Here is a 21,969-nt window from a genome sequence, read left to right as displayed (position 1 = left end):
AGCTCCATCCACCACCACGAAGGAATCCATTGAGACGCGCAAAGATCGTTTCGACGCTCGGACCGGCAACGTCGGACTACGAGACCGTCAAGGAGATCATCGAAGCGGGCGTCGACGTCGCCCGCCTCAACCTCAGCCACGGTGACTACAGCGTCCACGAGGCCAACTACGTCAACGTCCGTCGTGCCGCCGAAGAACTCGGCAAGCCCGTCGCGATCCTCGTCGACCTGCAGGGTCCGAAGATCCGTCTGGCACGGTTCGCCGACGGCCCGCACGACCTGGCGGTCGGTGACATCTTCACCATCACGACCGAGGACGTCCCCGGCTCGAAGGAGATCTGCGGCACGACGTTCAAGGGCCTGCCGCAGGACGTCAAGCCCGGCGACCCGCTGCTCATCGACGACGGCCGTGTCCGCCTCCGTGTCCTCGACACCGACGGCGTGCGGGTCCGCACCGAGGTCGTCGTCCCCGGCACGGTGTCCAACAACAAGGGCATCAACCTGCCCGGTGTCGCCGTCAACGTCCCCGCGCTGAGCGAGAAGGACGAGGCCGACCTGCGCTGGGCGATCCGCCAGGGCGCCGACCTCATCGCGCTGTCGTTCGTGCGCAACGCGAGCGACGTCGTGCGTGCCCACGAGATCATGGACGAAGAGGGCAAGCGCCTGCCGGTCATCGCCAAGGTCGAGAAGCCCCAGGCCGTCGACGCGCTCGAGGAGATCATCGACGCCTTCGACAGCATCATGGTCGCCCGCGGTGACCTCGGCGTCGAGCTCCCGCTCGAGGCCGTCCCGATCGTGCAGAAGCGCGCCGTCGAGCTGTCCCGCCGCATGGCCAAGCCGGTCATCGTCGCGACGCAGATGCTCGAGTCGATGATCTCGTCGCCGATCCCCACCCGCGCCGAGACGTCCGACGTCGCGAACGCCGTCCTCGACGGTGCCGACGCGGTCATGCTGTCCGGTGAGACGAGCGTCGGTGAGTACCCGGTGCAGACCGTCCGCACCATGGCCCGCATCGTCGAGTCCACCGAGGACCACGGTCTCGAGCGCATCGCCCCGCTCGGCACCAAGCCGCGCACCCTCGGTGGTGCGATCACCCTCGCCGCCGTCGAGATCGCCGAGTTCACCGAGGCGTCGTACCTCTGCGTCTTCACCGAGTCCGGTGACTCGGCCCGCCGCATGTCGCGCCTGCGCCACGGTCTGCCGATCATCGCCTTCACCCCGAACGAGGCCACGCGTCGCCGGATGGCCCTCACCTGGGGTGTCCGTTCGTTCCTGGTGGAGCGGAAGACCCACACCGACGAGCTCTTCTCGCAGGTGGACGACGTCCTCCTCGAGAACGGCCTGGCCGCCCCCGGCGACCGCGTCATCGTGACGGCCGGGTCCCCTCCCGGCATCGAGGGCTCGACGAACGACCTGCGCGTGCACCGGGTGGGCGACGCCCACGCCGAGGCCGCGCCGGCGTACGTCCGGGACTGATCCCGAGGATCCGTCCCCACCAGGGCGCGGACTGGAGGCCCGGTGCGAGCAGCGCCGACCGCTTCCGGTCCGCGCCCTGCCGCGTCTCCACGGCCCTGGTGGTGACCGGACGTCGGCCGCAGGCGGCAGGATGGTCGCTGTGAGCCTCCGATCCGACACCCCGGCGCCGCGCGCCGACGTCCGCCGCTGGCGTCGCTACCTGGCCGACGAACGTGCCGAGGCGGCCGTGTACCGCAACCTCGCTGCCCGCCGTTCCGGCGAGGAGCGCGAGATCCTCGCCGCGCTGGCCGAGGCCGAGGGACGGCACGCCGACCACTGGCTCGACCTGCTCGGCGACGACGTCGGACGTCCCCAGCGGGGGAGCCTGCGCACCCGGGTGCTCGCCGTGCTCGCCAAGCGGTTCGGGTCGGTCTTCGTCCTCGCGCTCATGCAGCGCGCCGAGGACCGCTCGCCGTACGCCGACGACTCGGACGCGACCGCGCGGATGGCCGCCGACGAGCGGATCCACGGCGAGGTCGTGCGCGGGCTCGCGAACCGGGGCCGGATGCGGCTGTCCGGCACGTTCCGGGCGGCGGTGTTCGGCGCGAACGACGGTCTGGTGTCCAACCTGGCGCTCATCATCGGCATCAGTGCCTCCGGGGCGGACCGGCACTTCGTGCTGCTGAGCGGCATCGCCGGCCTGCTCGCCGGCGCGTTGTCGATGGGGGCGGGGGAGTACGTCTCCGTCCGGTCGCAGCGCGAACTGCTCGAGGCGTCCGCGCCGCACCCCGAGGCCGGCAAGGCGGTGTCGGACCTCGACGTCGACGCGAACGAACTCGCGCTGGTCTACCGCGCGCGCGGGATGTCCGAGGCCGAGGCGACCGAGCACGCCGCGCAGGTGCTGTCCGGCATCGGTGAGCGGCGGCCCGCGACCGGTTCCACCGCGGTCGCGGACGACCACGAGGCGGTCGGCACCGGGCTGAGCGCCGCGGTGTCGAGCTTCTGCTTCTTCGCCTCGGGCGCGATCATCCCGGTGCTGCCGTTCCTGTTCGGCATGCAGGGGTGGCCGGCGATCGCGGTGGCCGGCGGGCTGGTGGGCATCGCCCTGCTCGGCACCGGCGCCGTCGTCGGCGTGCTCAGCGGGGCCTCGCCGGGCAAGCGGGCCTTCCGGCAGCTCGCCATCGGTTTCGGTGCGGCGATCGTCACCTACGCGCTCGGGCTGCTCTTCGGCACCGGGTCGGCCTAGCGGCCATATCCGATATGTGACATGCTGTTTGCATGTCGTCTGCTCGCGCACCCCGTCTGGACCTCGCCCACATCGACGGGATGCGCGGGATCCTCGCTGCGTTCGTCGTGGTCGCCCACACGGTGCAGTTCACCGGCGTCGCCGGCTCCGTGGCGACGTCGATGCCCTTCGTCTACCGGGTGCTCAGTGCCGGCGACCTCCGTGTGCCCGCGTTCATCGCGATCTCGGGCTTCACGATGATGATCGCCGTCTCAGGGCGCCACGACCTCCGCCTCGGGACCAGCTACGGGGCCTACGCGAAGCGCCGGATCCGTCGGCTCGTCCCGCCGTACCTGGCGGCGCTCGTGTTGGCGCTGGCGCTCATCGCGTTCGTCCCGGTGATGAACGAGCCGCACGGCACGGTCTGGGACGACAAGCTCCCGGTGACGTTGCAGGGCATCGTGACCCACGTGTTCCTGCTGCACAACCTGTCGCCGGAGTGGATCACGTCGATCAACGGGACGCTGTGGAGCCTGCCGATCGAGATGCAGCTCACCCTGCTGATGCCCGTGCTCCTGCTCCTCTGGCGACGGACCCACCCCGTCGTCGTCATCGTCGTGTCCTTCGCCCTCGCCGTGCTGTCCATCGCCACCGGCGTCGGGGCATGGTCCGCACCGCACTTCCTCGGGGTCTTCGGCGTCGGCATGTACGGGGCCTTCCTGGTGATCGGGTCCGAGGACGACCTCCGACGGCGTCGACCCCGAGCCGTGCAACGGATGCTCCGGCACCAGCGATCCGTGCTCGTCGTCGCCCTCGTGGTGCTGACAGCAGCATTCGCCCAGGTCGCCGCCGCGCCGGGCATCGTCCACAGCGCGGTCACGGGCACCGTCGCCGGACTCGGGATCACGCTGCTCCTCATGGTGCTCGCCGAAGGCCAGCGGACCGGACGCGTCGGCACACACGGCGTCCGGCAGTTCCTGGGCGGACGTCGTCTGGTGCAGTCGGGGCTGGTCTCCTACAGCGTGTTCCTGGTGCACAGTCCGCTGCTCGCGCTCGGGAACCTGCTCCTGCTGCCACTCGGGCTCCCGACGCCGGCGCAGTTCGGGCTGATGCTGTTCGTGGTCGCTCCGGTCGTCGTCGCGGTGTGTGTCGTGTTCGCGGTGCTGGTCGAGCGCCCGTTCATGAACAGCCACCAGCGTGCGTTGCTCGGCGAGCTGTTCGGCCGACGCGCGGTCCCCGACGCACCGCTCATCGCCCCCGCCGTTGTGCCGGCGGTGCCCGCGGTGCCGCTCAGCGGCGGACGGCGGCGCGCGGCGGCAGGAGCAGCAGGGCCGCGGCCCCGACGACGATGAGCGCGATGCCCGCGAAGACCATGAAGACGGTGAGCGCGAGTCCGGGCGCGACGAGCACGACGATGCCCCCGATGATCGACAGCACGCCGCTGACGACCGTCGGGACGCGTGACGACCCCGGGTGGCCGACGAAGCCGCCGACGATCGCGGCGACCCCCTCGATCAGGAACCCGACACCGGCGAGCACCGCGTAGACGACGAGCGGGATCGCCGGGTCGAGCAGGGTCACGAGCCCCGCGACCGCGACCAGGCCGCCGACGATGCCGGACGTCCACCGCCACACCGGACGGGTGCCGTGCCCCCGCACCGCGGCGAAGACGCGCAGTGCCCCGGCCACGACGAGGTACACGCCGAACAGCAGCGCCACGAGCACGAGCGACGGGCGGGGCCAGACGATGGCCACGATTCCCAGTGCGATGGCGACGACGGCGGTGACGACGACGAACACCCGGAACGTCCTGACGGCACGAGAATCCACGAGCGCTCCTCCCTGATCGCCAGCGCTGGTGTCCAGCACGCTACCCGTCGGAGCCGCGGGCCGTGCAACGACCTGCAACCCCCGCGGTCGTACCGTGCGGAGCAGGCGCGCGACCCGTGCGCCCCGACAGCGTCGTCGAAAGGGCACCACCATGACCATCGCACCCTCGCCCACCAGCTACGCCGCACCCGGCGAGCCCGGCTCCCTGGTCGAGTACCGATCCCGGTACGACCACTTCATCGGCGGCGAGTACGTGCCGTCTGCCAGCGGGCAGTACTTCGAGAACCCCACCCCCGTCACGGGCAAGGTGTTCACCGAGGTGGCCCGCGGCGACTCCACGGACGTCGACCGGGCCGTCGCCGCCGGATGGAAGGCGTTCCCGGCCTGGGGACGGACGAGCGCGGCCGAGCGCGCCGTCATCCTCAACAAGATCGCGGACCGCATGGAGGAGCACCTCGAGATGCTCGCCGTCGCCGAGACGTGGGAGAACGGCAAGCCGATCCGCGAGACCCTCGGCGCCGACATCCCGCTCGCGATCGACCACTTCCGGTACTTCGCCGGGGCGATCCGCGCACAGGAGGGCTCCGCCGGCGAGATCGACCACGACACCGTGGCCTACCACTTCCACGAGCCGCTCGGCGTGGTCGGGCAGATCATCCCCTGGAACTTCCCGATCCTGATGGCGGTGTGGAAGCTCGCACCGGCCCTCGCCGCCGGCAACTGCGTCGTGCTGAAGCCCGCCGAGCAGACCCCGGCGTCCATCCACGTGCTCGTCGAGCTCATCCGCGACCTGCTGCCCGCCGGGGTGCTCAACGTGGTCAACGGCTTCGGTATCGAGGTCGGCGCACCGCTCGCGCAGCACCCGGACATCCGGAAGATCGCCTTCACGGGGGAGACCACGACCGGGCGGCTGATCATGCAGTACGCCTCGCAGAGCCTCATCCCGGTGACGCTCGAGCTCGGCGGCAAGAGCCCGAACGTGTTCTTCCCCGACGTGGCGGCCGAGCAGGACTCCTTCTACGACAAGGCGCTCGAGGGCTTCACATTCTTCAACCTGAACCAGGGCGAGGTCTGCACGTGTCCGTCGCGGGCACTCGTGGCGGAGGAGATCTACGACGGGTTCGTCGCCGACGGCCTGGAACGCGTCCGCGCCGTCAAGCAGGGACACCCGCTCGACCTGTCGACGATGATCGGCGCCCAGGCGTCCAACGACCAGCTCGAGAAGATCCTGAGCTACATCGACATCGGCAAGCAGGAGGGCGCGAAGCTCCTGACCGGTGGCGAGCGCGCCGATCTGGGCGGCGAACTCTCCGCTGGCTACTACGTCACGCCGACGGTGTTCGAGGGCGACAACTCGATGCGGATCTTCCAGGAGGAGATCTTCGGGCCCGTGCTCGCGCTGACGTCCTTCAGCGGCTACGACGACGCGATCGCCACGGCCAACGACACCCTGTACGGGCTCGGCGCCGGGGTGTGGAGCCGCGACGTCACGACCCTGTACCGCGCCGGACGGGACATCCAGGCCGGGCGCGTGTGGTCGAACACGTACCACCAGTACCCGGCGGGTGCGGCGTTCGGCGGCTACAAGCAGTCCGGCATCGGGCGCGAGAACCACAAGATGATGCTCGACCACTACCAGCAGACGAAGAACCTGCTCGTCTCCTACGCCGACGGACCGATGGGCTTCTTCTGATGCCCGACACCGCACGCGTCGCGGTGACGCCGGCGGCGGGGGAGCTCCTGCGCACCCTCACCGCCCGGCACGGCCCGCTGATGTTCCACCAGTCCGGCGGCTGCTGCGACGGCTCGAGCCCGATGTGCTATCCCGTCGGCATGTTCCGGACGGGTCCGGGGGACGTCCTGCTCGGCGCGTTGCAGGTGGACGGCCTCGAGCCGGTCGAGGTCTACATGTCGGTGTCGCAGTTCGAGTACTGGAAGTACACGCACCTGACGATCGACGTCGTCGACGGTCGGGGCGGCGGGTTCTCGGTCGAGGTCCCGGAGGGCAAGCGGTTCCTCACCCGGTCGCGGATGTTCGACGACGCCGAGCTCGCCGATCTCGGCCTGGTCCCGCGGGTGGCCCGGACGTAGGCTGACCGCACGCGTCGCGACGGAGCGGCGGGTGGGGTCGATCGGAGGACGCATGCGCGCACCCGGTCGGCTCCGCCCGCTCGTCGCCGCGTCGTGGCAGCGGTCCGCCCGGGTCGACCCCGACGCCACCCCGGTCCTCGTCCTCGACCACGACGAACTCGACGCCGTACGGCACGACGGCCCCCTCGCCACCCTGCTGCCGGTGGTCCGCCGGCTGCTGCTCGACGACTCCCGCTCGGCCGGGTGCGTCGTCGCCGTCGCGGACGCCGCGGGCCGTCTCGTCTGGGTCGACGGCGCCCGCTCCACGCGTCGCGCCGCCGAGGACATGGGCTTCGTCTCCGGGGCCGACTGGTCGGAGGACCGCGTCGGCACCAGCGCGCCCGGCACGGCACTGCGCCTCGACCGTCCGGTGCAGATCCGCTCCGACGAGCACTACGCGAACGCCGTCAAGCCGTTCTCGTGCACGGCCGTCCCGGTGCACGACGCGAGCGGTGCGACCGTCGGCGTGCTCGACCTGACGGGCGACGACCGCGCCGTCGAGCGGCACACGCTGTCGCTGCTCGCCGCCACGGTCGCCGCAGCCGAGGCCCAGCTCGCCCTGGCCGCGGTCCGACCACGGGCGCGGACCCCCCGCGTACCGTCGGCCGAGCTGACCGTGCTCGGGACCGACACCGCCGTGCTCCGGATCGCCGACCGCCGGGTCGAGCTGTCCGCCCGGCACTCCGAACTGCTCGTCGTGCTCGCCGCGCACCCCGCCGGCCTCGCAGCGACCGACCTCGCCGCCGCCGTCTACGGTGACCCGGGCGCGGTCGTCACCCTGCGCGCCGAGGTCGTCCGGCTGCGCCGGGTCCTCGCGCAGCACGCGCCGGACGTGACCGTGACGTCGCGGCCGTACCGGGTGACCGGGGTCCGGACCGACGTCGACGGCGTGCTGTCCGCGCTCGAACGCGGGGCGCGCCTCCAGGCCGTCGACCGGTACGCCGGACCGGTCCTGCCGGGCTCCGCCGCACCCGGCGTCGACGCGGTCCGTGACCTGGTGCGGCTGCGGTTCCGCGAGTCGGTCGTCGCCGACGGCGGCGTCGACGCCCTGCTCGCGTGGGCGCGCACCCCGGACGGTGCGACCGACGCGCTCGTGCTGCGCGCGCTGCTCGCGGTGCTGCCGCGGCGGTCGCCGCGACGGGCCGGTCTCGTGGCGGCGATCGAGGCGCTCGAGGGCTCCTGAGACGGTCGACGACGGGCCGGGAGGCGCGGGTCGGGCTGGTAGTGTTGGCCTCCTCGCGAGTGTGGTGGAATCGGCAGACACGGGGCACTCAAAATGCTCTGCCTCACGGCGTGCGGGTTCAAGTCCCGCCACTCGTACCATCCGACTGATCGATCTGCGTGGTCTGGGATACGGCACTTCCGTCGTCTAGTAGGCTTTCGTCCGTGAGTGACACAGAAGCAACAGCACCAGCACCCCGTCGCGTCGTCGTCGCCGAGGACGAGTCGCTCATCCGCCTCGACATCGTGGAGATCCTCCGCGACAACGGGTTCGACGTGGTCGGTGAAGCCGGTGACGGTGAGACCGCCGTCCAGCTTGCGACCGACCTCCGCCCCGACCTCGTCGTGATGGACGTCAAGATGCCCCAGCTCGACGGCATCTCCGCAGCCGAGAAGCTGTCCAAGAACCACATCGCGCCCGTCGTCCTGCTGACCGCGTTCAGCCAGAAGGACCTCGTCGAGCGTGCCACCGAGGCCGGTGCGCTGGCCTACGTGGTCAAGCCCTTCACCCCGAACGACCTGCTCCCCGCGATCGAGATCGCCCTCTCGCGGTACCAGCAGATCATCACGCTCGAGGCCGAGGTCGCCGACCTCGTCGAGCGCTTCGAGACCCGCAAGCTCGTCGACCGCGCCAAGGGCCTGCTGAACGAGAAGATGGGTCTCACCGAGCCCGAGGCGTTCCGCTGGATCCAGAAGGCCTCGATGGACCGCCGCCTGACCATGCACGACGTCGCCAAGGCGATCATCGAGCAGCTCAGCGCCAAGAAGTAGTCCAGCGCACCACCGTCGCTCACGGAACGCCGTCGGACCCCCTGGGGTCGGCGGCGTTCCTGCGTCCGGGGGTGGGGCGTGTGCCGCGACCACCTGGCAGGCTGGAGCCATGGACGACGTGGTGATCCGGGCCTCCCGGCCTGACGACATGCCGGCGGTGGCGGACCTGCGGTGGCGGTGGAGCGTCGACGAGGGCGGCGCGCAGCCGGCGGCGAGTGTGCAGTCGTACCGCGTTGCCATGACGGCGTTCGCCGCCGACCACACGGAGTCGCACCGGTGCGTCGTCGCGGAGCGGGACGGTGTCGTGCTCGGCATGGCGTGGCTCGGGCTCGTCGCGCGACCGCCGCTGCCGGACCGGCCGGGCCGCCGACTGACCGCTGACGTGCAGACGGTCTACGTGCACCCGGAGCTGCGTGGTTCCGGCGTCGCCGGACGCCTCGTGACGGCGCTGCTCGAGCTCGCCGACGAGCTCGGCGTGGAGCGGACGTCGGTGCACTCGAGCGTGGACGGCGAACGGCTCTACCGGCGGCTCGGGTTCGGCGACGCCCGCCTGCTGCTGCAGCGGCCGCCGGAGGACTGAGTCGTCGGTCCGTCGCTCCGTCGCTCCGTCGGTCAGCGTCGCTCGCGGATCATGTTCGTGATCCGCACGGTGGAGCAGCGACGACCCTGGTCGTCGGTCAGGACGATCTCGTGGGTGGTGAGCGTGCCGCCCAGGTGGATGGCGGTGCACGTGCCCGTGACGATGCCGCTCGTGGCGCTGCGGGAGTGCGAGGCACTGAGCTCGATGCCGACGGCGTAGCGGTCGGGCCCGGCGTGCACGTTCGCGGCCATCGAACCGAGGCTCTCCGCGAGGACGACGTAGGCACCGCCGTGCAGCAGGCCGACCGGCTGGCGGTTGCCCTCGACGGGGATCGAACCGACCGCCCGCTCGGCCGAGAGCTCGGTGATGACCATGCCCATCTTCTCGGCCAGCTCGCCCATGCCGCGTTCGTCGATGCGGGGATCGATCGTGGTCGATGTGGTGTCGTCGGTCACGGTCTGCGTCGACCTTCCGTGTCAGCGGGCGTCGGTAGGCTGTCCGGGTGTCGGACTCCGCAAAGCCTACCCTCATGGTCATCGACGGCCACTCGCTCGCCTTCCGGGCCTTCTACGCGCTGCCGGTCGACAGCTTCGTGAACCGCGAGGGGCAGCACACCAACGCGATCCACGGCTTCATCTCGATGCTGCTGATGCTGCTGCAGCGCGAGAAGCCCACCCACCTGGCGGTGGCGTTCGACATCTCCCGGTTCTCGTTCCGAACGCGTGAGTACGCCGAGTACAAGGGCACCCGCTCCGAGACCCCGGCCGAGTTCAAGGGCCAGATCCCGCTCCTGCAGCAGGCGCTCGAGGCGATGGGCATCACCACCGTCACGAAGGAGGACTACGAGGCCGACGACATCCTCGCGACCCTCTCCAAGCAGGGCGCCGACCAGGGCTTCAAGGTCTACGTGGTCTCCGGTGACCGCGACTCGATCCAGCTCGTCAACGACGACGTCACGCTGCTCTACCCGTCCGTCCGCGGCGTCTCCGAACTCACCCGCTACGACCGCGACAAGGTCTACGAGCGCTACGGCATCGAGCCCCACCAGTACCCGGACATCGCCGCACTCGTCGGCGAGACCAGCGACAACCTGATCGGCATCGACAAGGTCGGCGAGAAGACCGCGGTCAAGTGGGTCACTCAGTACGGGTCGCTCGACGGCGTCCTCGAGCACGCCGACGAGATCAAGGGCGTCGTCGGCAACAACCTGCGCGAGCAGCAGGACCGGGCGATCCGGAACCGCCGGCTCAACCGCCTGGTCACCGACGTCGAGCTGCCCGTCGGTCCCGCCGACGTCGCACTCCGCCCGGTCGACGAGACCGCGGTGCGCGAGCTCTTCGCCAAGCTGCAGTTCCGCACGCTGCTCGACCGCGTCTTCAAGGTGGCCGGGTCGGGCGACCCCGCCGAGCCCGCGGCCGAGGGCACCGTCGACGACGGCGCGCCGACCCCGCCGCCCGTCAAGACCCTGATCGACGAAGAGCTCGGCTACTGGCTCGAGCGCCGCAACGCGACCGAGGCGGCGAACGGCTACGGCGTCGCGGTCGAGGTCATCGACGGACGCCTCAGCGCCATCGGCATCGCGACCCACGACGACGCCGTGCTGGTACCGGGCGGCAGCGGCGCGCAGGACTACGAGCAGCTCTCGGCCTGGTTCGCCTCCGACGCCCCGAAGCACTTCCACGACGCCAAGGCCGCGATCAAGGCGCTCGGCACCGCCGGCTTCGTCGTGAACGGCATCGCCGGCGACGCCCGGATCATGGGGTGGCTCGCGCAGCCCGGCAAGCAGGGACAGCCGCTGTCCGACCTCGTCTACCAGGAGCTCGGCGAAGAACTGCCGACGGCCGACCCGAACCAGCTGGTCCCCGAGACCGACCCGGTCAACGTCGGGGTGCACGCGTGGTTCGTGCTCCGCGTCACCACGGCCCTGCGCGCCCGGATCGACGCGTCCTCGCTGCAGGTCCTCGACGACATCGAGCTGCCGCTCGTGTCGGTGCTGGCGGGCATGGAGACCATCGGCGTCGGCATCGACCGCCCGGTGCTCACCGGCCTGTCGAAGGAACTCGGGGAGCGCGCCGCCGAACTCGCGCAGCAGGCCTTCGCCGAGATCGGGCACGAGGTCAACCTCGGATCGCCGAAGCAGCTGCAGGAGGTCCTGTTCACCGAGCTCGCGATGCCGAAGACCCGCAAGACCAAGACCGGGTTCTCGACCGACGCCGCGAGCCTGGCCGACCTGCAGGAACAGCACCCGCACCCGTTCCTCGGGCTCCTGCTGCAGCACCGCGACGCCACGAAGCTCCGGCAGATCGTCGACACGCTCGACGCCGCCGTGGTCGATGGTCGCATCCACACCCGGTACGAGCAGACCGGTACGAGCACCGGCCGGGTCTCGTCGACCGACCCGAACCTGCAGAACATCCCGGTGAAGACGGCCGTCGGTCGCCGGATCCGGTCGGCGTTCGCGGTGGCCGAGCCGTACACGACGCTCGTCACCGCCGACTACTCGCAGATCGAGATGCGGATCATGGCGCACCTCTCCGGCGACCCGGGGCTCATCCAGGCCTTCAACGAGGGCGAGGACCTGCACCGCTTCGTCGGCGCGCGGGTGTTCGGCGTCGACCCGTCCGAGGTCTCCAACGAGATGCGCACCAAGGTCAAGGCGATGTCCTACGGCCTGGCCTACGGGCTGAGCGCCTTCGGTCTGTCGAAGCAGCTGCGCATCGAGCAGTCCGAGGCCCGCACCCTGATGACCGAGTACTTCGCTCGCTTCGGCGCTGTGCGCGACTACCTGCGCAACGTCGTCGAGCAGGCGCGCGAGGACGGCTACACCGAGACGATCTTCGGTCGCCGTCGCCCGTTCCCCGACCTGAAGAGCCCGAACCGGGTCCTGCGCGAGAACGCCGAACGCGCCGCGCTGAACGCCCCGATCCAGGGTTCGGCCGCCGACATCATCAAGATCGCGATGCTCGGGGTCGCCGACGACCTGCGCGACGGCGAGCTGCAGTCGCACCTGCTGCTCCAGGTGCACGACGAGCTCATCCTCGAGGTCGCGCCCGGGGAGCAGGAGCGTGTCGAGGAGATCCTCCGCACCCGGATGGGCAGCGCCGCCGAGCTGAGCGTCCCGCTCGACGTCTCGGTCGGTGTGGGGCCGAACTGGGAGAGCGCCGCCCACTGACCCGGGCGGCTCGGGATTCCTGCCGACCCGCGGGTCGGTAGGGTCGGGGCATGAGCGAAGAGCGTCCTGTCCGCCAGCCGTCCGCCGTCGACCGCGTCGCCGAGGACTGGGTCACCACCCTCGTCGACCTCGACCCGACGACCGCCACGTACATCGGCGTCCCGGGGCGCACGGGGGAGTACGGCGACACCTCGCCCGCCGGCGCCGCCGCGATGGCCGAGGCCGCGCGCGGTGCGAAGCGTGCGCTCGACGCCGCTCCCGCCGTCGACTCGGTGGACCAGGTGACGAAGGCCGACCTCGGCGCCGAGCTGGACCTGGTGCAGGAGTCGTACGAGCGCAAGCTGCACCTCCGCGACCTCAACGTCATCGCGAGCCCGGCGCAGTCGGTGCGGGAGATCATCGACCTGATGCCGACCGCGACCGAGGGCGACTGGCAGGACATCGCGAGTCGGCTGCAGGCGCTGCCGGATGCGCTCGAGGGCATCCGCGAGACCCTGCTCGAGGGCACGCGTGAAGGCGTCACCCCGGCGAAGCGCCAGGTCGCGCTCATCGCCGAGCAGGCGGCGCGCACCGGCGCCGACGGCGGGATGTTCCGTCAGCTGGCCGACTCCGCCGCGTTCGAGGGCGACGTCCCCGTGCCGGAGACGCTCCGAGCAGACCTGCACCGCGGTGCCGAGGTCGCCGCGGCGGCCTACCGCTCGTTCGGACAGTTCCTGGAGCACGAGCTGCTGCCGCTCGCCACCCCCGTCGACGCCGTCGGTCGCGAGGCCTACGAGCTGCACTCGCGCCGGTTCCTCGGCGCGGTCGTCGACCTCGACGAGACGTACGAATGGGGCCTCGAGGAACTCACGCGCATGCGGGACGAGCAGGAGCGCATCGCCGACCGCATCGAGTCCGGTGCGAGCGTCGCCCGGGCGATCGAGGTGCTCGACACCGACCCGTCCCGGATCCTGCACGGAACCGACGCGCTGCAGCGGTGGATGCAGGAGACGAGCGACGCGTCGATCGCCGCGATGGCCGGGACGTACTTCGACATCCCGGACCCGATCCGTCGCCTGGAGTGCCGGATCGCCCCCACCCAGGAGGGCGGCATCTACTACAGCGGCCCCTCCGACGACTTCTCCCGTGCCGGCCGCATGTGGTGGTCCGTGCCCGAGGGCGTCACCGAGTTCGGCACCTGGCGCGAGAAGACGACGGTCTACCACGAGGGTGTCCCCGGACACCACCTGCAGATCAGCCAGGGCGTCTACAACCGCGGCGAGCTGAACACGTGGCGCCGGCAGCTCTCCGGGTCCTCCGGGCACGTCGAAGGCTGGGCGCTGTACGCCGAACGGCTGATGGAGCAGCTCGGGTTCCTCGACGACGACGGCGACCGGCTCGGCATGCTCGACGGGCAGCGCATGCGGGCGGCCCGCGTCGTGCTCGACATCGGCGTGCACCTGCAGAAGACGAACCCCGACGGCGGCGGCTGGACGTGGGAGTACGCGCTCGACTTCATGGGGCAGAACGTGAACATGGACCCCGCGTTCGTCCGGTTCGAGGTCGCCCGGTACTTCGGGTGGCCGGGGCAGGCCCCCTCGTACAAGGTGGGTCAGCGCGTCTGGGAGTCCATCCGCGACGAGGTCGCCGCCCGCGAGGGAGCCGACTTCGACCTGAAGGCGTTCCACCACCGTGCGCTCTCGCTCGGCAGCATCGGCCTCGACACCCTTCGGACCGCCCTGGTCGGGTGACGCGCCGTCGACACGCCCGGTTGTGGGGCCTCCGCCGGTGCGGTTAGACTTGTGCGGCGCAATCCGCGCCACTCAATCAATCGCCACGGCGGTGCACCACGGGGGCCGAGTCCCCGCACGCCATGGCCCGACTCATGTCCGTTCGGAGCAATCTCTACATGACAACCACTACGACCAAGGCTCCTAAGCAGGTCGCCATCAACGACATCGGTTCGGCTGATGACTTCCTGGCCGAGGTCGAGAAGACCCTGAAGTTCTTCAACGACGGTGATCTCATCTCCGGCACCGTCGTGAAGATCGACCGCGACGAGGTCCTCCTCGACGTCGGTTACAAGACCGAGGGCGTCATCCCCTCGCGCGAGCTCTCGATCAAGCACGACGTCGACCCCAACGAGGTCGTCGAGGTCGGCGACGAGGTCGAGGCCCTGGTTCTCCAGAAGGAGGACAAGGAAGGCCGCCTCATCCTGTCGAAGAAGCGCGCGCAGTACGAGCGTGCGTGGGGCGACGTCGAGAAGATCAAGGAGTCCGACGGCGTCGTGACCGGGACGGTCATCGAGGTCGTCAAGGGCGGTCTCATCGTCGACATCGGCCTCCGTGGCTTCCTCCCCGCCTCGCTCATCGAGCTCCGTCGTGTCCGCGACCTCACGCCGTACCTCGGCCAGGAGATCGAGGCCAAGATCCTCGAGCTCGACAAGAACCGCAACAACGTGGTCCTGTCGCGCCGTGCGCTCCTCGAGCAGACGCAGTCCGAGTCCCGGACGACGTTCCTCAACAACCTCCACAAGGGCCAGGTCCGCAAGGGCATCGTCTCCTCGATCGTCAACTTCGGTGCGTTCGTGGACCTCGGCGGCGTCGACGGTCTCGTCCACGTCTCCGAGCTCAGCTGGAAGCACATCGAGCACGCCAGCGAGGTCGTCGAGGTCGGTCAGGAAGTCACCGTCGAGATCCTCGAGGTCGACCTGGACCGCGAGCGCGTGTCGCTCTCGCTCAAGGCGACGCAGGAGGACCCGTGGCAGGTCTTCGCCCGCACCCACGCGATCGGTCAGATCGCACCGGGCAAGGTCACGAAGCTCGTCCCGTTCGGTGCCTTCGTCCGCGTTGCCGACGGCATCGAGGGCCTCGTGCACATCTCGGAGCTCTCGAACAAGCACGTCGAGCTCGCCGAGCAGGTCGTCTCGGTCAACGACGAGGTCTTCGTCAAGATCATCGACATCGACCTCGACCGTCGCCGCATCTCGCTCAGCCTCAAGCAGGCGAACGAGGGCGTCGACCCGGAGAGCGACGAGTTCGACCCGGCGCTCTACGGCATGCCGACCGAGTACGACGACAAGGGTGACTACAAGTACCCCGAGGGCTTCGACCCGGAGACCAACGAGTGGCTCGAGGGCTACGACACGCAGCGCACCGAGTGGGAGGGCCAGTACGCGGCCGCCCAGGGTCGTTGGGAAGCCCACAAGGCGCAGGTCGCGAAGACCATCGCCGACGAGGCGCAGGGTGGCTTCGACCTCCCGGCCACGGCTTCCTCGTCGTCGTCGACCTCGTCGTTCGCCGGCGAGACGGGTGGCGCGAGCCCCCTGGCCGACGACGCGTCGCTCGCTGCACTCCGCGAGAAGCTCAGCTCGACCAACAACTGATCGAGCGGTTCGTCCCGACCGGAAGCCCGGCACCCCTGACAGGGTGCCGGGCTTCCGGCGTTTCCGGGCATCGGGGTCGTTACCCTGTTGCCGTGCACATCATCGGACTCACGGGCGGCATCGCCGCGGGCAAGTCGACCGTCTCCCGGCGCTGGGCCGAGCACGGGGCCGTCGTCATCGACGCTGACCGACTGGCTCGGGACGCCGTGGCACCGGGCAGCCCGGGCCTGGCGCAGGTCGCCGAGCGGTTCGGTCCGTCGGTGATCGCTGCCGACGGTTCGCTCGACCGGCCGGCGCTCGGGTCGATCGTGTTCGCGGACCCCGCGGCGCGGAAGGACCTCGAAGCCATCACGCACCCCGAGGTCTGGCGGCTCGCGCAGCAGGCGTTCGACGCCGCCGAGGCCGCCGACCCCGACGCCGTGGTGGTCTACGACGTGCCGTTGCTCGCCGAGGCCCGCGGCTCGCGTCCGCTCCGGTTCGACGCCGTCGTGGTGGTCGACGCCCCCGCGGCGCAGCGCATCGAACGGCTCGTCGAGCACCGCGGCATGCCCCGTTACGAGGCCGAGCGCCGCGTCGCTGCCCAGGCGAGCGATGCCGACCGTCTCGCCCTCGCCGACCACGTCGTCGACGCCACCGGGACGCTCGAGCAGACGATCCGCTCCGCTGACGAGGTGTGGGCGCGGATCACTCCATGAGCCACCGCCTGCTGCTGGTCCTCGCCGCGATCGTCCTCGTGGCGATCGGGGCCGCCTCGCTCGTCGCCGCGAACGTCCTCGGTGCCCAGCGTGTGGCGGACAACGGCCGGGTCGCGGTGCACGAGCGGCCGTCGGGTGACGAACAGGGGCCCGAGGGAGAGTTCCACCGGTTCCGGCTCGGAACGGTGAACGGTGAGCGGCTCACGCCGAACCGGGACGACTTCGCCGCGCGCACCTCGGCCGACGGTCCGCTCCTGCTGTTCCTGCCCGCGACCCGATCCCGTCCCGCGGAGTACCAGCGGTTCCTCGGAGCCGCCCTGGCTGATGGGTACCACGTGCTCGGCCTCGACTACTGGAACCTGGGCCGCACCCTGTCCGGCACGTGTGAGGCCGACGCACGCTGCTACGGCATGGTGCAGCGGAACCGCTTCGACGGCACGCGGCCCTCGGCGTTCAGTGCGGTCAGTCCGGCCGGGTCGATCGTCTCGCGCTTCCGGGACGCCGTCGCGTACCTCGACGACCACGACCCGGACGGCGGTTGGGGGCGGTTCGTCCAGGGCGACGACCGCATCGTCTGGAACGACATCGTCGTGGCCGGGCACTCGCAGGGCGGCGGAGAGGCGGCGTACATCGCCCACGTCCGCAGTGTCCACGGCGCGCTGATGTTCTCGTCACCCGTCGAGTCCCGCGGGCCGGCACACGCAGCGTGGATGGACCGCCCGGGCCGGACACCGGTGGACCGGATGTACGCCATCGACGACGTCCGTGACACGTTCGGCCCCCGCATCACCGGTTCGTGGGACGTCCTCGGGCTGAGCGGTGTGTCCGGGCCGTTCGAGACGGACACCGCACCGCCACTCGCCGGAGCGGACCCGCACGCGATCCTCACCGACCTCGGCGGCGAGGGCAAGGCGCACTCCCTGATCATCAAGGACTCGACGCCGCTCACCCGTGACGGCGTCCCCCGGATGCTCCCGCTGTGGCAGTGGATGCTGCACCGGTTCTCCACAGATCCTGCTGTTCCCTCCGACCGCTCATAGCGTCGCGCAATAGCCTTCCTGCGTGCAGCCCGTTCGTGATGAACCCGACCTGCGCTCGCTCATCCGGGCCCGTGCGGCCGACGGGGGCGTGCGCCACTTCCTCGAGGACGCCCGCTCCGAGCGCGTCCTCACCTACCGCGCGCTCGACGACGCGGTGACCGCCTGGTCGCGGACCTTCGACGCGATCGGCATCGCCCCGTCGGGTGCCGTCCTGGTCGACGTGGGTGACCCGCTCGCGTTCGCGGTCGTGCACCTGAGCGCCGTCGCCTCCGGTCGCCGGGCGATCCCCGTCGACACCGGCCAGCCGGCCACCGAGCCCGGCCGTCTCGCCGACCTCATCGGCGGCGCGTCCATCGTCGTGTCGGACCGCGCGGTGGACGGGACCGTCCCCGGGGCACCGGCGAGCGGGATCGACCCGGCCACGTTCCTCCCGACCGCCGTCCGTGACGGCGACCTGCCCGCCGACAGCCCGCACGCGCCGGGCCAGGGGTCCGTCGTGCTGTTCACCTCCGGTTCGACCGGCACGCCGAAGGGCGTCGAGCTGCCCGAGACGCAGCTGCTGTTCGTCGCCCGGGCCGTCGCACGGCACAACCGGCTCGTGCCGGACGACCGCGGGTTCAACTCCTTGCCGCTGTTCCACGTCAACGCCGAGGTGGTCGGACTGCTCGCGACGCTCGTCGCCGGCGCGACCCTCGTGCTCGACCGGCGCTTCCGTCGGACCGGGTTCTGGGACCTGCTCGCGGAACGACGGATCACCTGGCTGAACGCCGTCCCGGCCGTCCTGGCCGTGCTGGCGAAGACCGGGCCGCTCGAGTTCCCGCCGGGCCTGCGGTTCGTGCGCAGCGCGTCGGCGCCGCTGCCCGATCCGGTGCGCGCCGCCCTCGGAGACGTGCCGCTCGTCGTGAGCTGGGGCATGACCGAAGGCGCCTCGCAGATCACGGCGACGCCGCTCGACGAACCCGCCCGGCCCGGCACCGTCGGGGTGCCGGTCGGGTCCGAGGTGCAGGTCCGCGGCGAGGACGGCTCGGTGCTGCCCGCCGGCGAGATCGGTGCGCTGTGGGTGCGGGGCGAGGGGATCGTCCGGGGATACCTGGGTGGCCGCGCGCCCGAGCGGTTCGACGCCGATGGCTGGCTCCACACCGGTGACGTCGGGTCCGTCAGCACCGACGGCTGGGTGTCACTGGCCGGACGCTCCGACGACGTCATCAACCGCGGTGGCGAGAAGGTCTACCCGTCCGAGGTCGAGGACGTCCTGCTCGGCGACCCCCGCGTGCTCGAGGCGGTCGTCGTCGGCCGCCCCGACGACGTGCTCGGTGCCGTCCCGATCGCCTACGTGATCCCGCAGCCCGACGAACCCGTCGACCGCGCAGCCCTCGTGGCCGATCTCGTTGCCCGGGCCGAGGCACAACTGACCCGGTTCCGCCGACCGGTCGAGGTCATCGTCGTGCCCGACCTGCCGCGTGCACCCACCGGCAAGGTGCAGCGCGCGAAGGTCCGGACCATGGCCCGACCATCGTGAACGGACCATCACGCGTGTCCCCGGCATCGACCGGTGACGAGCCGGGGGTGCAGACGCCGACGCGGACGGCCGAGGGCAAGCCCCGGCACCTGTACGAGGTCGACGTGCTCCGCATCCTCACGTTCGCGTGCGTGATCGGGGTGCACACCACGAGCCACACCGCCGCCACCGACGACGTCGGGCTGAACGCGCTGCTCGCCCTGCTGCACTTCACCCGGCTGGTCTTCTTCTCGCTGACCGCGTTCGTGCTCGTGTACAGCTACACCTTGCGCCCGAGGCCGATGGCGCAGTTCTGGCCGAAGCGGTTCCTGCTCGTGGGCGTGCCCTACCTGGCGTGGTCGTTCGTCTACGTCGCGGCGGCGTGGCTGCTGAGTCCCACCCGCCGTGGCGACGTCCCCGACCTGGTGCGCACCGCGGCCGAGGGCATCGTCACCGGCACCTCGTGGTACCACCTGTACTTCCTGCTCGTGACGATGCAGGTGTACCTGCTCCTGCCGGTGATCGTCTGGCTGGTGCGCCGGACCCGTGGGCACCACGTGACCGTGCTGGTCGTGGCGTTCCTGGTCCAGCTGGTGGTGTTCGCCGGGTACAAGTACTTCCCGGCGAGCGACGCGTGGATGCAGGGGTACCAGAAGCAGTTCTTCTTCTCGTACGTCTTCTTCATCGTCTCGGGGGCGATCGCCGCCGACCACGCGGATGCGTTCCTGCGGTTCATCCGGGTCCACCGCCGTTCGGTCCTGTGGGCGTTCGCCGGCGTCGGTGGGCTCACCCTCGGTGTGTGGGCGCTGCAGGTCGGCCTCGGGCAGTCCCTCTACGCCGCGGGGACGCCGCTGCAGCCGGTCCAGGTGGTCTGGAGCACCGCGGTGTTCGTCGGGTTCCTGGCGATCGGCGCGGCCTGGGCGGATCGACGGCGCCCCGGGAGCCGGACCGCCCGGTTCGTCGACTACGCCTCCGATCGCTCGTTCGGCATCTTCCTGAGCCACCCGTTCGTCATCTGGATCCTGCTCTACGGCGACAGCTGGCTCGAGGCCGTCGTGCCACGGCCGTGGCTCACCCTCGTCACCTACGTGCTCGTGCTGGTGCTGTCCGTCGCGGTGACCGAGCTGTTCCGGTGGACGCCCCTCGGCGTGCCGTTGACCGGGCGGCCGTCGTTGTCCTCTCGGGCGTCGCGAGCGGCGCGGGCGCGTCGTGCCGCAGGCGCGGCGGTGCCGCAGCGGTCGCCGGAACCGGTGGAGCCGGACGACGCCCTCGTCGGCGAGACCGACGACGTCGGGCGGCGCGCCGCGCGCTGAGCGCTCGCCCGCACGGCGCAGCTCTCGTGCGAGGTTTCGTCCGTGGTGCGACGGTGACGCCGTCCCACGGGGTCCGGAACCTCGCACCAGCCGTTCGGCGCAGTGGACACGTGGAGCGGCGGCCGGGAGGCACGTGGCGGGCCCGACCCGCGCCTCCCGGCCGTCGCGTGCGGACCACCAGGGCCGGCGCGCGTCCCGCGCACCGGCTGCCGGCCGTCAAGCCGAGCGCTGCTCGGCCTTCGGGGTGCCGATCTCGAGCACGCCGTCGGTGGACGTCAGCCGCTGGGGCTTCATGAACCACGCGACGACGGCCGCGGCTCCGAGCAGGACGCAGGAGAGCGCGAAGGGCACCTGCCAGCCGGAGGCGTCGATGAGCAGACCGAACACGATGGGCGAGACGACACCGGCGATGCCGAACCCGGTGTTCATGAAGCCCGAGGCCGTGCCGGACCACTGCGGCGCCACGTCCATCGGGATCGCCCAGAGGTTGGCGTTGCAGAGCTCGAGGAAGAAGAACGACAGGGCCAGCGAGATCGTCGCGACGAGCAGGCCCTGCCCGATCACGAGCGGGATGAGGCAGAGGAGCGAGCCGCCGAGCCCGATCACCAGGATGGTCCGGCGGGCGTTCCGGGTGTTCCCGCCGCGGTGGATGATGCGGTCGCTCAGCATCCCGCCGACCGTGTCCCCGACGACACCGGCCAGCAGGATGAGGGTGGTGAACAGGGCGAAGTCGCCGATCTCCAGGCCGTAGGTGGAGCTGAGGAACGTCGGGAGCCACGTGAGGAACACCCAGAGGGTCCAGCCGTACCCGAAGTCGACGAAGGTGACCGGCAGGATCTGCTTCGCCATCTGCCGCCACGGCACCGGGGGACGGGTCGCGCGGGTCTCGACCGGCGGGAGCTCGGCGAGCTCGACCTGCGTGATGCCCTTCGCGGACTCGGGCTTGTCCCGGAACCAGACGAACCAGACGACGGCCCACGCCAGGGACAGCACCGCGGTGGCGAAGAACGCCCAGCGCCAGCTGCCCGTCGCCCCGATCACCCACGCGACGATGAGCGGGGCCAGCGCGTTGCCGAGCCGTGCCGCGGAGTGCACCACGCCCTGGGCGAAGCCGTTCCGGTCGCGGGGGATCCACCGGCTCATCGCCTGCGTGGCGGTCGGGAACGCGGCGGCCTCGCTCAGCCCGAGCAGGGCCCGCGCGGCGAAGAGGGTCCAGAAGCCGACCGCGAACCCGGTCCAGAGCGTCGCGACGCCCCAGATCACCGTGATGACGAAGAGCGCCCGGCGCGGGCCGAACTTCTCGCTGATCGTGCCGCCGAACACCTGCAGCAGGGCGTACGGCAACGAGAACGCGGAGACGATGAGACCGGCGGTCGCCTCGTTGAACCCGAACTCCTCGGTGATGTGCGGCAGCGCCGTCGAGATGTTCGTCCGGTCGATGTACGAGATCGCGTACATGCAGCAGAGCAGGACGAGCACGCGTCCGCGGATGCGTCCGCGGAACGGGGTGCCCTTGATCGGTGCGGCCGGGTTCGCCGTGGTCATGAGGCCTCTTCGGGGGAGTGGGAAGGAGTCGGGTGACTGAACGGATCGGACGGTATGCCCGTTGACCATCAGTCGACTTGGAGCCTGCTTGCAGCGGACAGTACGCCGAGGGCGAGCAGCGGTCCTCGGTG

Annotated in this window: 18 protein-coding genes and 1 tRNA gene; 16 read left to right on the top strand and 3 right to left on the bottom strand. The window is 70.9% G+C overall.

Going from position 1 to position 21,969, the window contains the following annotated elements; translation table 11 throughout:
• Nucleotides 1-29 precede the first annotated feature (29 nt).
• From pyk to DEJ08_RS10140, 3 genes are all read left to right on the top strand, one after another.
• Nucleotides 30-1,475, top strand: coding sequence for a pyruvate kinase (gene pyk / locus DEJ08_RS10150; RefSeq protein WP_017887208.1), 1,446 nt, complete (start codon nt 30-32; stop codon nt 1,473-1,475).
• Nucleotides 1,476-1,605: 130 nt separating this feature from the next.
• Nucleotides 1,606-2,700, top strand: a complete 1,095-nt coding sequence (locus DEJ08_RS10145) for a VIT1/CCC1 transporter family protein (protein ID WP_111031612.1) — start codon at nt 1,606-1,608, stop codon at nt 2,698-2,700.
• A 32-nt stretch (nt 2,701-2,732) separates the two neighbouring features.
• The gene (locus tag DEJ08_RS10140; RefSeq protein ID WP_111053957.1) at nt 2,733-4,031 is read left to right on the top strand and encodes an acyltransferase family protein; all 1,299 of its coding nucleotides are present in this window, start codon (nt 2,733-2,735) and stop codon (nt 4,029-4,031) included.
• Here the strand turns inward: DEJ08_RS10140 and DEJ08_RS10135 are convergent.
• Entirely contained in the window at nt 3,970-4,509 is a 540-nt protein-coding gene (locus tag DEJ08_RS10135) for an HdeD family acid-resistance protein (protein ID WP_173033968.1), read from the bottom strand. The genes DEJ08_RS10140 and DEJ08_RS10135 overlap by 62 nt on opposite strands.
• Before the next feature lie 151 nt (nt 4,510-4,660).
• Between DEJ08_RS10135 and exaC the strand changes: the two genes are divergently transcribed.
• From exaC to DEJ08_RS10105, 6 genes are all read left to right on the top strand, one after another.
• Nucleotides 4,661-6,202, top strand: a complete 1,542-nt coding sequence (gene exaC / locus DEJ08_RS10130) for an acetaldehyde dehydrogenase ExaC (RefSeq protein ID WP_111053956.1) — start codon at nt 4,661-4,663, stop codon at nt 6,200-6,202.
• Nucleotides 6,202-6,600, top strand: a complete 399-nt coding sequence (locus tag DEJ08_RS10125; RefSeq protein WP_111039089.1) for a DUF779 domain-containing protein — start codon at nt 6,202-6,204, stop codon at nt 6,598-6,600. The genes exaC and DEJ08_RS10125 overlap by 1 nt, the downstream gene beginning before the upstream one ends.
• Before the next feature lie 52 nt (nt 6,601-6,652).
• The gene (locus DEJ08_RS10120) at nt 6,653-7,822 is read left to right on the top strand and encodes a helix-turn-helix domain-containing protein (RefSeq protein ID WP_111053955.1); all 1,170 of its coding nucleotides are present in this window, start codon (nt 6,653-6,655) and stop codon (nt 7,820-7,822) included.
• A 55-nt stretch (nt 7,823-7,877) separates the two neighbouring features.
• Nucleotides 7,878-7,962, top strand: a tRNA-Leu gene (locus tag DEJ08_RS10115).
• 63 nt (nt 7,963-8,025) lie between these two features.
• The gene (locus DEJ08_RS10110) at nt 8,026-8,631 is read left to right on the top strand and encodes an ANTAR domain-containing response regulator (protein WP_017887240.1); all 606 of its coding nucleotides are present in this window, start codon (nt 8,026-8,028) and stop codon (nt 8,629-8,631) included.
• A 109-nt stretch (nt 8,632-8,740) separates the two neighbouring features.
• The gene (locus tag DEJ08_RS10105) at nt 8,741-9,211 is read left to right on the top strand and encodes a GNAT family N-acetyltransferase (RefSeq protein WP_111029269.1); all 471 of its coding nucleotides are present in this window, start codon (nt 8,741-8,743) and stop codon (nt 9,209-9,211) included.
• A 32-nt stretch (nt 9,212-9,243) separates the two neighbouring features.
• Here the strand turns inward: DEJ08_RS10105 and DEJ08_RS10100 are convergent, their stop codons facing one another.
• Entirely contained in the window at nt 9,244-9,612 is a 369-nt protein-coding gene (locus tag DEJ08_RS10100; protein WP_111039115.1) for a PaaI family thioesterase, read from the bottom strand.
• 128 nt (nt 9,613-9,740) lie between these two features.
• Between DEJ08_RS10100 and polA the strand changes: the two genes are divergently transcribed.
• The 7 genes from polA (at nt 9,741) to DEJ08_RS10065 (ending at nt 20,293) form a co-directional block, all read left to right on the top strand.
• Nucleotides 9,741-12,383, top strand: coding sequence for a DNA polymerase I (gene polA / locus DEJ08_RS10095; RefSeq protein WP_258366999.1), 2,643 nt, complete (start codon nt 9,741-9,743; stop codon nt 12,381-12,383).
• A gap of 50 nt (nt 12,384-12,433) precedes the next feature.
• Entirely contained in the window at nt 12,434-14,113 is a 1,680-nt protein-coding gene (locus DEJ08_RS10090; RefSeq protein ID WP_111053953.1) for a DUF885 domain-containing protein, read from the top strand.
• A 158-nt stretch (nt 14,114-14,271) separates the two neighbouring features.
• Nucleotides 14,272-15,747 (top strand): 30S ribosomal protein S1, encoded by a 1,476-nt coding sequence (gene rpsA / locus DEJ08_RS10085; RefSeq protein WP_071403741.1) that lies wholly within the window; start codon nt 14,272-14,274, stop codon nt 15,745-15,747.
• A 92-nt stretch (nt 15,748-15,839) separates the two neighbouring features.
• Nucleotides 15,840-16,442 (top strand): dephospho-CoA kinase, encoded by a 603-nt coding sequence (gene coaE / locus DEJ08_RS10080; RefSeq protein ID WP_111053952.1) that lies wholly within the window; start codon nt 15,840-15,842, stop codon nt 16,440-16,442.
• The gene (locus DEJ08_RS10075) at nt 16,439-17,482 is read left to right on the top strand and encodes a BPSS1187 family protein (RefSeq protein ID WP_111053951.1); all 1,044 of its coding nucleotides are present in this window, start codon (nt 16,439-16,441) and stop codon (nt 17,480-17,482) included. Before coaE ends, DEJ08_RS10075 begins: the two co-directional genes overlap by 4 nt.
• A 22-nt stretch (nt 17,483-17,504) precedes the next feature.
• Entirely contained in the window at nt 17,505-19,001 is a 1,497-nt protein-coding gene (locus DEJ08_RS10070) for a class I adenylate-forming enzyme family protein (protein ID WP_111053950.1), read from the top strand.
• A gap of 47 nt (nt 19,002-19,048) precedes the next feature.
• Nucleotides 19,049-20,293, top strand: coding sequence for an acyltransferase (locus tag DEJ08_RS10065; RefSeq protein ID WP_181438931.1), 1,245 nt, complete (start codon nt 19,049-19,051; stop codon nt 20,291-20,293).
• A gap of 216 nt (nt 20,294-20,509) precedes the next feature.
• On the opposite strand, the gene DEJ08_RS10060 is transcribed toward DEJ08_RS10065, so the two are convergent.
• Nucleotides 20,510-21,838, bottom strand: coding sequence for an MFS transporter (locus DEJ08_RS10060; protein ID WP_111053948.1), 1,329 nt, complete (start codon nt 21,836-21,838; stop codon nt 20,510-20,512).
• Between the last annotated feature and the right edge of the window lie 131 nt (nt 21,839-21,969).

This window comes from Curtobacterium sp. MCLR17_054 (assembly GCF_003234335.2).
In the GTDB taxonomy this organism is placed as follows: Bacteria; Actinomycetota; Actinomycetes; order Actinomycetales; family Microbacteriaceae; genus Curtobacterium; species Curtobacterium flaccumfaciens.
The sequence above is the reverse complement of the archived record's forward strand: the minus strand, read 5'-3'. Positions and strand labels throughout refer to the sequence as shown.

Coding starts and splice junctions, on each gene's coding strand:
- DEJ08_RS10145 (WP_111031612.1), top strand. CDS start 1,606: ATGGTCGCTGTGAGCCTCCGATCCGACACCCCGGCGCCGCGCGCCGAC.
- DEJ08_RS10140 (WP_111053957.1), top strand. CDS start 2,733: ATGTCGTCTGCTCGCGCACCCCGTCTGGACCTCGCCCACATCGACGGG.
- exaC (WP_111053956.1), top strand. CDS start 4,661: ATGACCATCGCACCCTCGCCCACCAGCTACGCCGCACCCGGCGAGCCC.
- DEJ08_RS10125 (WP_111039089.1), top strand. CDS start 6,202: ATGCCCGACACCGCACGCGTCGCGGTGACGCCGGCGGCGGGGGAGCTC.
- DEJ08_RS10120 (WP_111053955.1), top strand. CDS start 6,653: ATGCGCGCACCCGGTCGGCTCCGCCCGCTCGTCGCCGCGTCGTGGCAG.
- DEJ08_RS10105 (WP_111029269.1), top strand. CDS start 8,741: ATGGACGACGTGGTGATCCGGGCCTCCCGGCCTGACGACATGCCGGCG.
- DEJ08_RS10100 (WP_111039115.1), bottom strand. CDS start 9,612: ATGGGCGAGCTGGCCGAGAAGATGGGCATGGTCATCACCGAGCTCTCG.
- polA (WP_258366999.1), top strand. CDS start 9,741: ATGGTCATCGACGGCCACTCGCTCGCCTTCCGGGCCTTCTACGCGCTG.
- DEJ08_RS10090 (WP_111053953.1), top strand. CDS start 12,434: ATGAGCGAAGAGCGTCCTGTCCGCCAGCCGTCCGCCGTCGACCGCGTC.
- rpsA (WP_071403741.1), top strand. CDS start 14,272: ATGACAACCACTACGACCAAGGCTCCTAAGCAGGTCGCCATCAACGAC.
- DEJ08_RS10075 (WP_111053951.1), top strand. CDS start 16,439: ATGAGCCACCGCCTGCTGCTGGTCCTCGCCGCGATCGTCCTCGTGGCG.
- DEJ08_RS10060 (WP_111053948.1), bottom strand. CDS start 21,838: ATGACCACGGCGAACCCGGCCGCACCGATCAAGGGCACCCCGTTCCGC.